The organism is Microvirga pudoricolor (assembly GCF_016892705.1).
GTDB lineage: Bacteria > Pseudomonadota > Alphaproteobacteria > Rhizobiales > Beijerinckiaceae > Microvirga > Microvirga pudoricolor.
The window spans coordinates 76,989-89,903 of record NZ_JAFEMB010000007.1 but is presented as its reverse complement, the minus strand read 5'-3'; the positions used below and the strand labels follow the sequence as shown (position 1 = coordinate 89,903).

13 protein-coding genes and 1 tRNA gene are annotated in these 12,915 nt (G+C 63.6%); 7 read left to right on the top strand and 7 right to left on the bottom strand.

The window, feature by feature from the left end:
• The first annotated feature begins 236 nt into the window (after window positions 1-236).
• The 3 genes from ILT42_RS19715 to ILT42_RS19705 all read left to right on the top strand — a co-directional run bounded on the left by ILT42_RS19715 (window position 237) and on the right by ILT42_RS19705 (window position 2,595).
• Window positions 237-914, top strand: a complete 678-nt coding sequence (locus tag ILT42_RS19715; protein ID WP_204217602.1) for a class I SAM-dependent methyltransferase — start codon at window positions 237-239, stop codon at window positions 912-914.
• A gap of 170 nt (window positions 915-1,084) precedes the next feature.
• Window positions 1,085-1,426 carry a GtrA family protein gene (locus tag ILT42_RS19710; protein ID WP_324617754.1) on the top strand — a complete coding sequence of 114 codons (342 nt, stop codon included), beginning with the start codon at window positions 1,085-1,087 and terminating at the stop codon, window positions 1,424-1,426.
• Window positions 1,427-1,626: 200 nt separating this feature from the next.
• Window positions 1,627-2,595, top strand: coding sequence for a glycosyltransferase (locus ILT42_RS19705; RefSeq protein WP_204217600.1), 969 nt, complete (start codon window positions 1,627-1,629; stop codon window positions 2,593-2,595).
• 57 nt (window positions 2,596-2,652) lie between these two features.
• On the opposite strand, the gene ILT42_RS19700 is transcribed toward ILT42_RS19705, so the two are convergent.
• From ILT42_RS19700 to ILT42_RS19680, 5 genes are all read right to left on the bottom strand, one after another.
• Complete coding sequence (locus ILT42_RS19700; RefSeq protein ID WP_204217599.1) at window positions 2,653-4,005, bottom strand: hypothetical protein; 1,353 nt, start codon at window positions 4,003-4,005, stop codon at window positions 2,653-2,655.
• 157 nt (window positions 4,006-4,162) lie between these two features.
• Window positions 4,163-4,239, bottom strand: a tRNA-Arg gene (locus ILT42_RS19695).
• A gap of 95 nt (window positions 4,240-4,334) precedes the next feature.
• Complete coding sequence (locus tag ILT42_RS19690; protein ID WP_204217598.1) at window positions 4,335-5,774, bottom strand: sensor histidine kinase; 1,440 nt, start codon at window positions 5,772-5,774, stop codon at window positions 4,335-4,337.
• Window positions 5,771-7,129: an FAD-dependent oxidoreductase gene (locus ILT42_RS19685; RefSeq protein WP_204217597.1), complete on the bottom strand. Its 1,359-nt coding sequence runs from the start codon at window positions 7,127-7,129 to the stop codon at window positions 5,771-5,773. Before ILT42_RS19685 ends, ILT42_RS19690 begins: the two co-directional genes overlap by 4 nt.
• A gap of 1 nt (window position 7,130) precedes the next feature.
• Complete coding sequence (locus ILT42_RS19680) at window positions 7,131-7,958, bottom strand: TVP38/TMEM64 family protein (RefSeq protein ID WP_204217596.1); 828 nt, start codon at window positions 7,956-7,958, stop codon at window positions 7,131-7,133.
• Window positions 7,959-8,257: 299 nt separating this feature from the next.
• Between ILT42_RS19680 and rpmH the strand changes: the two genes are divergently transcribed.
• The 4 genes from rpmH (at window position 8,258) to ILT42_RS19660 (ending at window position 11,442) form a co-directional block, all read left to right on the top strand.
• Entirely contained in the window at window positions 8,258-8,392 is a 135-nt protein-coding gene (gene rpmH / locus ILT42_RS19675) for a 50S ribosomal protein L34 (protein WP_204217595.1), read from the top strand.
• A gap of 20 nt (window positions 8,393-8,412) precedes the next feature.
• Window positions 8,413-8,865: a ribonuclease P protein component gene (rnpA, locus tag ILT42_RS19670; RefSeq protein WP_204217594.1), complete on the top strand. Its 453-nt coding sequence runs from the start codon at window positions 8,413-8,415 to the stop codon at window positions 8,863-8,865.
• The gene (yidC, locus tag ILT42_RS19665) at window positions 8,858-10,720 is read left to right on the top strand and encodes a membrane protein insertase YidC (protein WP_204217593.1); all 1,863 of its coding nucleotides are present in this window, start codon (window positions 8,858-8,860) and stop codon (window positions 10,718-10,720) included. The genes rnpA and yidC overlap by 8 nt, the downstream gene beginning before the upstream one ends.
• An 80-nt stretch (window positions 10,721-10,800) precedes the next feature.
• Complete coding sequence (locus ILT42_RS19660; protein ID WP_204217592.1) at window positions 10,801-11,442, top strand: CatB-related O-acetyltransferase; 642 nt, start codon at window positions 10,801-10,803, stop codon at window positions 11,440-11,442.
• Here the strand turns inward: ILT42_RS19660 and ILT42_RS19655 are convergent.
• Both ILT42_RS19655 and ILT42_RS19650 read right to left on the bottom strand, forming a co-directional pair.
• On the bottom strand, window positions 11,439-12,308 hold the full coding sequence (locus tag ILT42_RS19655; RefSeq protein ID WP_204217591.1) for a LysR family transcriptional regulator: 870 nt from the start codon (window positions 12,306-12,308) through the stop codon (window positions 11,439-11,441). The genes ILT42_RS19660 and ILT42_RS19655 overlap by 4 nt on opposite strands.
• Before the next feature lie 2 nt (window positions 12,309-12,310).
• Window positions 12,311-12,895, bottom strand: coding sequence for an NUDIX domain-containing protein (locus ILT42_RS19650; RefSeq protein ID WP_204217590.1), 585 nt, complete (start codon window positions 12,893-12,895; stop codon window positions 12,311-12,313).
• Window positions 12,896-12,915: the final 20 nt, after the last annotated feature.

The window sequence follows — 12,915 nt, the reverse complement described above, 5'->3', positions numbered from 1 at the left end:
TCGTGCAGTACAAGCATGGCAGCCTGCTGACCAAGCCTACCTGCGAGTAACTCAAGAACAGAAGGCGATAGTCGCTTCAAAGACCAGGGCGCCAATCAGGAGCGAGAAGTGTCTGGACATTCGAACTGCCGCGCTTTCAGATCGAGACCCTTGCAAACACGGCTTGAGATGGTGCAGTTGGTGTAACCCGAACACGTTGGTTACACTCTTATATCGTTTGAAAAAGAACTCTACAGATGCCCAAATCCGTTCTTGACGAGCGCTACTATGAAGTGGCGAAGCCAAAAAGCCTTGCCGAGCGGATTTTGATTACCGCTCGGGATCGGGTCTATGAAGACTTCATTCGAGAGCTCAACCCCATCGAGTCGACATCCATTCTCGATGTGGGGATTTCGGACGTCCTGACCGATGGCGCGAACGTTCTGGAGAGGCTTTACCCGCATCGAAGCCGGATCACGGCCTGTGGGCTCGGTGAGGCGGAGGACTTTCAGGCCGAGTTTCCCGAGGTTTCCTATGTCCGGATCGAGCCCAATCGCCGACTGCCCTTCAATGACCGCGCCTTCGATATTGCCACGTCGAATGCTGTCCTGGAACATGTCGGCTCGGAACAAAACCAGAGACACTTCGTATCTGAGCTCTCGCGAGTGGCCGAAAAAGTGTTCATCTCGGTCCCACACCGTTACTTCCCGATTGAACACCACACCGGGATGCCCTTCCTTCACTGGTTTGATCGGACGTTTGATTTCGCTTGCAGAGCTCTTGGCAAGGCAAAGTGGGCGCAGGAAGAAGAATTGATCCTGATGTCGTCTCAACGATTGAAGCGACTCGTCCCGGAAGGGCGGAAAGCCAAAATCGGGTTCACAGGCATTCCTCTCGGCCCGGTCAGCTCCAATCTCTATCTCGTCCTGGAGTAGCCCCTTCGAAACCTCGCTCTTCGTGGGCTGAGTTTCACGGGCGAGCTCATCGAATGGAACACGTGGGCGGTGCTTGACGCGCGGCAGGATAGTCCGAAGCTCGTTATGAACGGTTCCGAGGCAGGCAATTGCGACAAGCCCTAGCACGCCAGTTTCTCAGCTTCTTCAATGTGGGCCTCCTGTCAGCCCTCCTCCATTTCGCGGTGCTGATATCGCTGGTGCAGTTTGCCGGCCAAGATCCCTTGATCGCGGCACTCGCTGGCTACACCTGTGCCAGTATTCTTTCCTATTATCTCAATCGACGTCATACCTATAAGAGCTCTCGACCGCATAAGGAGGCAACCTGGAGATTTATGACGGTTTGTCTCGTTGGATTCATCCTGACATGGGTCTTTATGAATATTTTCTTAGAATATTTGCTTCTTCCATACTTGCTGGCTCAAGTTGTCACGACGGGAATCGTCATGGTCTGGGGTTTCGTACTTCACAAAGTGTGGACCTTCGCCGAGTAGACGAGATGTGACTGCAACACACACTTCGACGTTGGACCTTGACGGCCTGGCCGTTGCCAAACCTCAGTTCGCAGCCCCGTAGCGATCGTCGGCGCCGGGGTGGCGGTCTCATAGGAAGAATGATAGACGAACTGTCACCCTGTCTCTCCTCAGTTTGGTCGCCAGACAGCTCGATTGAATTTTCCCGGGAAGCTTTCGTTGTGACTACTCAAATTAAAGTATCTGAGGATACGCTCGAAAACTTGAATGCGCCAAGAATTGCAGTTCTTGTTCCTTGTTATAATGAAGAAAAGTCCGTTGGCGCTGTTATCCGAGACTTCAAAGTTGCGCTACCAAACGCCGATATTTATGTCTACGACAACAACTCGTCCGACAATACTATCGTGGTTGCTCGGGACCATGGGGCTCACGTTAGGCGAGAACTCATACAGGGCAAGGGATCTGTCGTCAGACGAATGTTCGCCGACGTTGATGCCGACGTCTATATATTGGTCGATGGGGACGCGACGTACCATGCCGCGAGCGCGCCTGCCATGGTGCAAAGGCTTGTCGACGACGGGTTGGATATGGTGACCGGCAATCGCATCTCTGACGAACGGGAAGCATATCGTCGTGGGCATCGTTTCGGAAATCGCGTGCTGACGGGTCTCGTTGCATCCGTCTTCGGCCGCCAAATCACGGATATGCTTTCAGGATATCGGGTCCTGTCCCGCAGGTTCGTGAAGTCCTTCCCGGCGATGGCCCATGGTTTCGAGACGGAAACGGAACTAACGGTCCATGCGCTTGAGCTGCGCATGCCCATTGCCGAGATCGATACGCCCTACGGAGCTCGCCCGCCTGGATCCTTCAGTAAGCTGTCGACCTACCGCGACGGGATCCGCATTCTCAGGATGATCGTGCGGCTGATCAAAGACGAGAGACCGTTGGCTTTCTTCAGTCTGGTGAGCACTTTGCTTCTGGTCCTCGCCGTCGCATTCGCTGCGCCTGTTTTCTTCACTTGGCTTGAGACTGGCTTGGTGCCGAGATTTCCGACTGCGATCCTGGCAACCGGCCTCGCGCTCTTGTCATTCTTGTCTCTCAGTTGTGGGATCGTATTGGACTCGGTCGCACTGGGTCGCAGGGAGGCAAGGCGCTTCGCCTATCTGCGGGTTACAAGTCAAACCCAGTGACAAAACGGTCGATACGGTGGCGGCGCAGGTTGCGCGGCCAGGACACGAAACGACAAGTTAGGTGGCGGCACGGCTCCTGAAGGTTCTTTTCAGTTCGCCTAAGCAGAATTCCGCAACCACCTGAATCGTGTACAGTGCTGCGATGGATATCATGAAGATCGGCCAGTACATGTACCGGAAGTCGCTGGCGACTCCTCCAAACAAGAATGATAATACATACAGCAAGGCGCAGGCGGTTCCGGCCTGAATGACACCCGTGGCCGGACGCTTCGGTATGAAGAACAGCAAAATCAGGATGGCCAAGCCGGCGATCGTCCATGACTGAGGATGGAACAGCTTGACTCGATCGCCGAATTCCAGGGTCTGAATGAGGCTCCGGAAGACCCCGCTGGGCTCAAACGTGAAGCCAAGATCGTTCTTGACTGTCTCTTCAACGCGGTATCCCCATGGAGCCTGCAAGAATACATGAAAGTGCCGCAGCCTATGTTTCACGTAATCCAGCGGCTTGTCGAGAATTGTGGAGAACCACTGCTGCTGCAGCTCCTTAGAGCCCCAAAGTTGTCGTTCGAGAATACGATCGTTGACGAATTTGCAAACACCCCAAATGTAATGATTAACACCTTGGGGAAAGTAGCAACTCTTAATCAGCTTCTCCTGCTCCTCGGGTGTCCATTCTCCAGGGAGGGTAACCGTCTTCGAAAAGGATGTGATGCCTCCCAGGTCGAAAATATAAAGGGCGCTGCTCGTATGGGACTTTTTCACGTCCAAGGCGCGGTCAAGCGTGATTGATCCCAGAAAGCTCAGGGCTCCGACCAGGAGCACCGCGCCGACCCGAGCCCGCAAGGACCGAGAGATCGGCATGATGAAAGCCAAAGGGGCGAAGGCCGGAATGGCGTTGAGGCGTGTCATGCATCCCAAGATCCCGAACATCGCGGCGGCGATAACCAAGCTCCAGTAGACCCTTCCGATCCGTCCTTGAAACTGCGCATACTTCGCGCAGACGAGGCAGCCGACACTACAAAGCCAAAGGGCCGCGAGGAGAACGTCCTTCCAAAGGATGCCGGCATACATCCAGTTCGGCGGACACAAGCCGGCCAACAGAACGAGCCAAAATGGCCTTCGACCCGCGAATACAGGGCCTGCGGCGATCAAAGCCAGTCCGCCGCACAGGAGAACAACCTGAAAGACGAGGTATCCGGCGCCGGGAGGCTGAGTGAACACCAGGAACGACCACAAGAAAGCCATCAGCGGCGGATGCCAGTCGTCGTAATGGCCAGTCTTCGCCTGCATGAACTGGTGAAGCGAATCCGGTGACACCATGCCGGGCCAGAAGGTAGCCAGGTAAAGCGCCGCCAAAGCTAACGCCAGAGCACCAACACCGATGGAATAATAGCTTATTCTGGAAAACATTCTCTGAAAAACAGCCCTTGGACACGACACGGCAGGGCATAGCATACCGACCTAGAGTTTGAATATGTCAGTGCTGCAACACCAGAGCTTTTCGACCACAGGCCGCATCTGTCGAGCATGATCGGCCTTACGCCGAAGAACAGGAAGCTTGATGAAATGGCGCGCCCGAAAGGATTCGAACCTCTGACCCCCAGATTCGTAGTCTGGTGCTCTATCCAGCTGAGCTACGGGCGCCTGTCGCGGTGGTTGTTCTGGTTCGAACAACGCTGCGGAGGCCGGTGAAGTAGCCGGTCGGGCGGGGCTTGGCAACCCCTTTTTGCACGAAAGCGTCACACTTCTTTTCGGCGGCCGGAGCGGTCGGGAATCGTGAAGCAGAAGCAGGAACCGGTCACGGTGTCGGCGAGGCTGATCGTGCCCCCGTGGAGGTGGACGAGCTCGGCCGTGATGGCGAGGCCCAAACCCGTGCCGCCGGTGGGCGAGGCGCTCTGGAACACCCCGAACAATCCCTCCCGCACCCGCTCGGGCACGCCGGGCCCGTTATCCTCCACGCGGATCGTCACCTCCCGACGTTCGCGCTTGGCCGTGATGATGATGCGCGGCTCCCCATCGGTCGCGCCCGCCTGGCTCAGCGCCTGGACGGCGTTGCGCACGAGGTTGACGAGAATGCGGGTCAGCTGCTCCCGGTCGGCGTCGATCATGAGCCCGTCCGGCACCCGGGCCTCGAAGGCGATGCCGCCCGCCGGCGACAGCTCGGTCAGGTGGGCGAGCTCCTCCATGAGCGGCCGCAAGGGCATCATCCGCCGCTGCGGCAGCGGCTCCGTGGCGCGCCCATAGGCGAGCGTCGCCTCGCAGAAGCTGATCGCCCGGTCCAGGGTCGCCACCAGCCGGGGCGCCACCCGCTGGGCGGTCTCGTCGTTCACCCGGTCCAGGCGCTCCGTCAGGAGCTGCGCCGTGGTCAGCATGTTGCGCAGTTCGTGGTTGATCTTGCTCACCGCGAGCCCCAGCTCGGCGAGGCGTCGCTTCTGGCGCAGCTCCCCCGCCAACGTGGTCTCCATCTGGGCCAGCGCCTCCTCGGCGAGGCCGATCTCGTCGGATCGCCCGGTGGGCTCGATCACGCGCGCGGCGTCCTCCGGATGGCTCGCGAAGGCCGCGATGTTGCCCGACAGGCGCCGCACGGGCCGCACGATCACCCATTGCAGGGCGAAATAGAGCAGCCCTGCCGTGATGCCCGAGATGATGAGGGTCAGGAGCAGCAGGTTGCGGGAGAACTCGAGCATGGCCTGCCGCAGGGGCCCCTCGTCGAAGATCATCTCCACGAGGTCCACGTCCATCCCGGCCGCGCCCACCACGCGAATCACGTTGCCGGGGGGCGACAGCAGCGTCTCGAGCGCGTCGCTCAGGAGTTCGGGCCAGGTGGGATGGCGCAGGTCCACCACCTTGTGGATTTCGGCCGGCACGTCCTCGCTGGCGAGAAGCCGCCGCCGCTCCCCGCCCCGCACCGCGATGGCCTTTGCGCCGACGCCCTCCAGCAGGCTCATCTCGACCTCCCCGGACAGGGTCTCGTCCGGCGCCGCGTCCAGAACCAGGGCGGCCACCCGGGCGGCCGCGAGGCGGTCGTTAAGCCAATTGTAGCGGAAGCTCGCCACCGACGGCAGATAGATCAAAACCTCGGCCACCATCACGAACAGCACGGTGAGCACCAGCAGGCGGCCCGACAGGCCCGTGGTGCCCGCGACCCGGCGCAGGAAGGTGGGCGCGTTCGCCTTCATCGCGGCGCCCCGAAAAAGCGGGTCAGGTGGATCATGCGGCGCAGCCAGGGATTCTGGGTCGCGGGCTTCAGGAACTCGATCCCGGCCTGCCGGCTCGCCTCGGACAGGGTCGGATAGGGCACCGGGAGGGCGGCGAGGTCGCTCACCCGCAGGTCCTTCGCGATGGCAAGCATCCAGGGGAGAATCAGCTCGCCGGCGCGGGCGCCCACGATGGTGCAGCCCAGGATCCGCCCGCGCGGAGTCGTGACGGCCTTGACGTGGCAGTCCGTGACGCCCTCGATGCGAGCCCGGTCGTTCTCGGCGAAGGGCCAGCGCAGGATGCGGATATCCCGGTGACGGAGTCTCGCCTGGTCCTCCAGGAGGCCCACGCCGGCCAGTTCGGGCTCCGTCGGGACGAACCGGGGAATCGCGGCCTGGTCCATCCTCACCGGCAACCGGAACAGCGCGTTCCGCACCGCGAGACCGGCCTGTTGGATCGCGCCATGCCGGGAGACCTCCCCGGTGCAGCCGCCCACGGCATAGACCCTGGCGTTCGTGGATTTCAGGCCCCGGTCGACCCGGATCGCGCCCGTCCCATCGATCTCGATCCCGCCGGCGTCGAGGCGAAGCCCTCCGGTGTCGGGCTGGCGTCCCGCCGCCAGCAGCAGGCGACTGGCGCTCAACGCCAGCGGCGTCTCTCCCTCGAAGCCGCGCAGCCGAAGGCCGTCCGGCGCCTCGGGTTCGGCCCGTTCGATCCTCACATCGACATGAATGGCGATCCCGTCGCGCCGGAGCGCCCTTTCGACGGCGGCCGCCATCTCCGGATCCTCGGCCTGCAACAGGCGAGAACCGGTTGCCAGAACGGTTGCGCGGGCGCCCCGTCGCCGCCAGCCCTGAGCGGTCGCGAGACCAGACGGGTCGTCGCCCAGCACGATCAGATGTCCCTGGCCGTCCCGGACCCCGATCGTATCGGCCGTCCAGGCGGGCACCGTCGCCAAACCCGGGATGGGCGGAACGACCGGGTGCGATCCCGTTGCCACGATGACATGACGCGCCCTGATGAGACGGTCTCCTGCGCGCACGGTCGCACGATCCACGAAATGCGCATCGCCCGCCACCACCTGGACGCCCAGGGCCCGGGCCCGCGGGAGTGCGTCGCCCGAAGGCCTCTCGCCCTCGCGCGGAAGAAATCCCTTTCGGGCTGCGTCCATCAGGGCCAAGGCGGCCAAGTCGCCCGCGGAGGTGTCTCCCTCTCCCATCGCGCCTCTCTCGATCAGCACGACCGATACACCGAAGGAGCCCGCCATGGATGCAGCCGCGAGCCCGGCCGGGCTCGCGCCGATCACGCAAAGGTCCGGCGTGAGCACGCTGTCCATCTCACGGTCCGCCCGCCCGGCCATCACTCTCGACCCGTATCCCCTCGACCCTTGTCCCATAGTAACGTTTTACGGCAATCGGCAGCAGAGCCAAGAGGCCGAAGCCCGCAAATGCCGCCAGCAGTTCCGGCGACAACAGGCTTTTCAAGCTGAGGCTCATGGCACATTCGCCTCCCCCGGCGGCCAAGCAGGCCGCTCGTTCCCGCTGCTGATCCATCAGGAGATCGTCCAGGCCCGCCCCCGTGACCGCGAAGGCGATGCTGACCGGGAGTATGCCCAGGGGCGTGGTGAGCAGGAAGGTGCTCAGGCGGACATGAAACAGCGCGGCCGCGATGTTCGTCATCCAAAACGGCACCATGGGCGTGAGGCGCAGGAAGAGCAGATACGCGGCCGCGTTGCGCCGGAAGCCCGCCGCCAGTCCCTGGATGCGCGGCCCGGCCCGCCTCAGCAGGATGTCACCCAGGGACGTCCGGACCATCAGGAACAGCCCTGCGGCGCCGAGGGTGGCTCCTACGAGGGCCGCGAGCAGCCCCAGCGCCCACCCGAACAGGAACCCTCCGACGACCGTCAAGACGGCGGAGGCCGGGATCGAGAGCACGACGGCCAGGACATAGGCCGCTACATAGAGCCCTAGGGCCTGAATGGGATGCGCATCGGCGAAGGCCCGGACCCCGTCGCGCTGGGCGGCCAGCATGTCCACACTGAGGTAGCGGTGCGCGCCGGAGGCCAGGAGACCCGCGAGGGCCAGCAGGGCCAGCCCGAGCGGCAGGTAGCGCCAGCGGCCGGACGTCCGGGGTTCCCCGTCTGGCGGATTGGTATGCCCTCCCACAATGCCTCCTCGGTTCCAGGTTTCAGGTACAGGGTTTCATGTAAGGGGTTTCTTGGCGCTTGGTAGCACCGCGCCCCGAGGCCGTCACACCCCCGTGAGATGAAGCCCCGGCGGCCGCGGACAAGCCTGATCGGCGTTGACTTTGCGCCCTCGTTCCGTCATAAGCCCGCGGACAGACAGCGCTCTTCGTGGGCGCTGATCGTTTTTTCGAGACAGTTTCGGGGTTTTGCCCCCAACATTCAGACGGGCGAAGCGCCGCTCATCCGCCGCGCCGCCTGTCATGTGACCGGAGAAGAGCCGTGAAGAGGACGTATCAACCGAGCAAGCTCGTGCGCAAGCGCCGCCATGGATTCCGTGCGCGCATGGAGACCAAGGGTGGCCGCAAGGTCATTGCCGCTCGCCGCGCCCATGGCCGCAAGCGCCTTTCGGCGTAAAGCGGCGGAAGGGCTGCCCGGTGCGCGAGGAGCGCGCAGGATCGGTTGGCCGTCTGACGAAACGACATGACTTCGTCGCGGCGGCCACTGGCCGCCGCTTTCATACGGAGCGGATGACGGTCCAGGGCCGCTTGCGCGCCCAAACCGACCCTGTTCCGGCCGAACCGGGCCTTCGATTCGGCCTCACGGTCACCAAGCGGGTCGGGGACGCCACGGAGCGCAACCGGATCAAGCGCCGGCTCCGGACGGTCTGCAGGCTCGTCGGGCCGGATCATGCCGCCGTCCCGGTCGATGTGGTGATCATCGGACGCCGCGACATCCTGACGGCTCCCTACGAGACCCTCTTGGACGACCTGCGACGCGCCCTTCGCGTCGTGACGAAGCCAAAGCCGGCAGGCACGTCGGGGCGCCCCCCGGCCGGCACCCCCTCCCCCTCTCCAGACGGCGAGCGTCGCGGATCAACTCATGCGTGATAACAACAAGAACCTCATCCTCGCCATCGCGCTGTCGGTGGTGATCCTGATCGGATGGCAATACCTCTACGCCACCCCGCAGGCCGAGCGTCAGCGCCTGGCGGCCCAGAACGCTGCCCAGCAATCCACGCAGGTCAACCCGACCGCCCCCAACCCGCCGCCCTCGCCGAGCCAGGCCGGCGGCGCCGCCGCGACGATTCCCGGCACCACGCCCAACGCGCTCCCGGCCGCCACCGTGGCCGAATCGCGCCAGGCGGCTCTCGCCCGCTCGCCGCGCGTCTCCATCGACACCCCGGCGGTGTTCGGATCGGTCAACCTGCGCGGCGGCCGCCTCGACGACCTTTCCTTGAAGCATTACCGCGAGACGGTGGACCCGAAGAGCCCGAATATCGTGCTTCTGTCCCCCTCCGGCAGCCAGAACCCCTATTATGCGGAGTTCGGCTGGGTCGGACCGGCCGGCGGCGCCCTGCCGGGCCCCGACACGGTCTGGACCGCCGACAAGACCGCGCTGACCCCCTCCAGCCCCGTGACCCTGACCTGGGACAACGGCCAGGGCCTCGTCTTCCGGCGTTCGATCTCCGTCGACGACGAATTCATGTTCACGGTCAAGGATGCCGTGGAGAACCGCGGCGCGGCCCCCGTTTCGGTCAACAGCTATGGCCTCGTGTCGCGCCACGGAAAGCCGGCCACGCTGGGCTATTACGTGCTGCACGAGGGCCTCGTGGGTGTGCTGGGCGACCAGGGCCTGCAGGAATTCACCTACGATGCGGTCGACAAGGAAAACCCCGTCTCGGGCCAGACCACCGTCGGCCGGACTTGGGACAATGTGACGGGCGGATTCGTCGGCATCACGGACAAGTACTGGGCCGCCACCATCGTGCCCGACCAGGCCATGCCGTACCAGGGCTCGTTCACGGCGCGCCAGGACGCGAACCTGCGGGTCTACCAGGCGAACATGCTGGGCAACGCCCAGACCGTGCAGCCCGGCGCCAGCGCCGAGATGACGCAGCGGGTCTTCGCCGGCGCCAAGGAAGTGGCCGTGGTCGACGGCTACAAGAACAACCTGAATATCAAGAACTTTGACCTGCTGATCGACTGGGGCTGGTTCTATTTCATCACCAAGCCGCTGTTTAAGGTCCTGGACTTCTTCTACAGGCTCTTCGGCAATTTCGGCGTCGCGATCCTGCTCGTCACCGTCATCCTGAAGCTCATCTTCTTCCCGCTCGCCAGCAAGTCGTACAAGTCGATGGCGAAGATGAAGGCGGTGCAGCCCGAAATGACGGCGATCCGCGAGCGCTACGCCGACGACAAGATGAAGCAGCAGCAAGCGTTGATGGAGCTCTACAAGAAGGAGAAGATCAATCCGGTGGCGGGCTGCTGGCCCGTGCTGATCCAGATCCCGGTCTTCTTCGCGCTCTACAAGGTGCTGTTCGTTTCCATCGAGATGCGCCATGCGCCGTTCTTCGGCTGGATCCGCGACCTCGCGGCGCCGGACCCGACGTCCATCTTCAACCTGTTCGGGCTCATCCCCTACAATCCGGGCGCGGTGCCGGTGATCGGCCACTTCCTGATGCTCGGCGCCTGGCCGCTGATCATGGGCATCACCATGTGGCTGCAGATGAAGATGAACCCGGAGCCGCCGGATCCGGTGCAGAAGCAGGTCTTTGCCTGGATGCCGGTGATCTTCACCTTCATGCTGGGCTCGTTCCCGGCGGGCCTCGTGATCTACTGGGCTTGGAACAACTTCCTGTCCGTGTCGCAGCAGGCCTTCATCATGAAGCGCAACGGCGTGAAGATCGAGTTGTGGGACAACCTGCGCAACACGTTCAAGAAAAGCGCGTCGGCCAAGGGCTGACACCAGACCGCGAAGCACAGAAATCCCCGGGCCGGTCCCGGGGATTTTCGTTTCGGCCAGGCTACCGGAGGGTGGACATCATGCCGACGGGTCCCGATCCCAGGACGCCTCATCCTTTGCCGGACCATCCCCGCGTGGGCTTCCTCAAAGCCTTTGTCGATCGGCCCAATATCGAGATTGGCGACTTCACCTATTACGATGATCCGGACGGTCCCGACCGCTTCGTCGAGCGATGCGTCCTCCATCATTACGACTTCCTGGGTGACCGGCTGATCATCGGCAGGTTCTGCGCTCTCGCGACCGGCGTGACCTTCATCATGAACGGCGCAAACCATGCTATGACGGGCTTTTCGACCTTCCCGTTCAACATCTTCGGGCATGGCTGGGAGAGGGACTTCGATTTCGAGACCATCCGGGCTGGGTTTCGGGGCGACACGCGGATCGGAAACGATGTGTGGATCGGCCACAGGGCCACCATCATGCCGGGGGTCACGATCGGGGACGGGGCGATCATCGCGGCCGAGTCGGTGGTCGTCGGTAACGTTCCGGCCTACGCCGTCGCCGGCGGGAATCCCGCACGGGTGATCCGCATGCGGTTTCCCGATGCCGTCGTGGCGGCGCTGCTTGAGATCCGCTGGTGGGACTGGAACATCGACAAGGTCACCCGCAACCTCAACGCGATCCGGGGCAACGATCTCGAGGCCTTGCGCCGCGCCGTTTAAATCTCGCCCGCGAGAGCCGTCGCGTGCGCCCTGAAGAGGTCCGCGAGGGCCTGGGCCACCGCTCCCACCGGAGCGTCACCCCGGCTGTCGCGTCGCGCGATGAGATAGACGTCCTCGCGCAGCTCGCGGGGCGGTGCGATCAGCCGGGTCAAGGACGGATCCGGATCCCCCAGCCAGCACGGCAGCAGGGTTGCGGCCCCAAGCGCTTGCGCGGCGCGGCGGCGCAGGGACAGCTCCGACAGCCGCGCCCGGACCGGCCGTCCCGCCGCCCATGCGTCGAGGTATGCCGACTGGGACGGCTCGCGGTCGCTTCGCGGCAGGCCGATCACCGGGAGCGCAGCGGGATCCGCGCCGGCCGGACCGTAGATGCCGAACCCCAGCCGCGCCACCTTGCGGGCCACGAGATCGCCCTCTTCCGGCAGGCGTCGCATCCGGATGGCGATATCGGCTTCCCGGCGGGCCAGGTTGCTCCGCTCCCGGCTCGCATCGATGACAATTTCGAGTCCGTCCGCGCGGCGCGACAGATCGTCGAGGCGATCGGCCAGGAACAGGGCGATCGACGTGGTGGCCGTGATCCTCACGGCGTCCGGCCTCCGGCCCGATAACGCATAGGCCTCCCGCAGAACCCCATCGGCCACCCCGGACATGGCCAGCGCCCGGTCGCGGATCAGCTGACCCTCTTCGGTCAGTTCGATCCGGTTGGAGATCCGCTCCACGAGCCGCAGGCCGAGTTCGTCCTCCAGCACCTTCAGGCGACGGCCGACGGTCGGCTGGCTCAAGGCCAGTGCTACGGCGGCGGCGCTGAGCGAGCCGGCCTCGGCGATGGCGAGGAAGATGCGGATGTCGTCCCAGCTCGGATCGCCCATGATCAGCCGTCCATCAGGCCCTTGAGCGCCAGATGCTGGACCAGCATGATGGTCTTGCCGTCGATGATCTCGCCCCGGTCGATCATGGCGAGGGCTTCGCCCAAGGTCGGCTCCAGCACCTCGATATCCTCGCCCTCGCCCGCATCGCCGCCACCCCCGCCGATCCGGTCGCCGGGTGTGTAACGAGCGATGAAGAACATCAAGCGCTCCGTGACGCTGCCGGGGCTCATATAGGCGTGGAAGACGCGCTCGATCCGGTTGAGGCGGTAGCCCAGCTCTTCCTCGGTCTCGCGCAGGATGCAGGTCTCCGGATCGCGGTCGTCGAGAAGACCGGCGCAGGCTTCGACGAGGGGCTCGGGATGGCCGGTCACGTAGGCCGGGAGCCGGAACTGGCGCACGAGCAGGATCGTGCCGCGCGCCGGGTCGTAGGGCAGGATCACGGCTCCGTGGCCGCGATCGTAGGTCTGGCGCACCTGGGTCTCGATCCGGCCGTCCCGACGCCGGTAATCGAACGTGACCTTCTTCAGGGTCGCCCAGTCGTCGGACAACACCTCGACGGAGCGGATTATGATGGGTTCGTCGATCATCTTGCGTACCTTGGCCTCTG

Coding starts and splice junctions, on each gene's coding strand:
- ILT42_RS19715 (WP_204217602.1), top strand. CDS start 237: ATGCCCAAATCCGTTCTTGACGAGCGCTACTATGAAGTGGCGAAGCCA.
- ILT42_RS19700 (WP_204217599.1), bottom strand. CDS start 4,005: ATGTTTTCCAGAATAAGCTATTATTCCATCGGTGTTGGTGCTCTGGCG.
- ILT42_RS19690 (WP_204217598.1), bottom strand. CDS start 5,774: ATGAAGGCGAACGCGCCCACCTTCCTGCGCCGGGTCGCGGGCACCACG.
- ILT42_RS19685 (WP_204217597.1), bottom strand. CDS start 7,129: ATGGACAGCGTGCTCACGCCGGACCTTTGCGTGATCGGCGCGAGCCCG.
- yidC (WP_204217593.1), top strand. CDS start 8,858: ATGCGTGATAACAACAAGAACCTCATCCTCGCCATCGCGCTGTCGGTG.
- ILT42_RS19660 (WP_204217592.1), top strand. CDS start 10,801: ATGCCGACGGGTCCCGATCCCAGGACGCCTCATCCTTTGCCGGACCAT.
- ILT42_RS19655 (WP_204217591.1), bottom strand. CDS start 12,308: ATGGGCGATCCGAGCTGGGACGACATCCGCATCTTCCTCGCCATCGCC.
- ILT42_RS19650 (WP_204217590.1), bottom strand. CDS start 12,895: ATGATCGACGAACCCATCATAATCCGCTCCGTCGAGGTGTTGTCCGAC.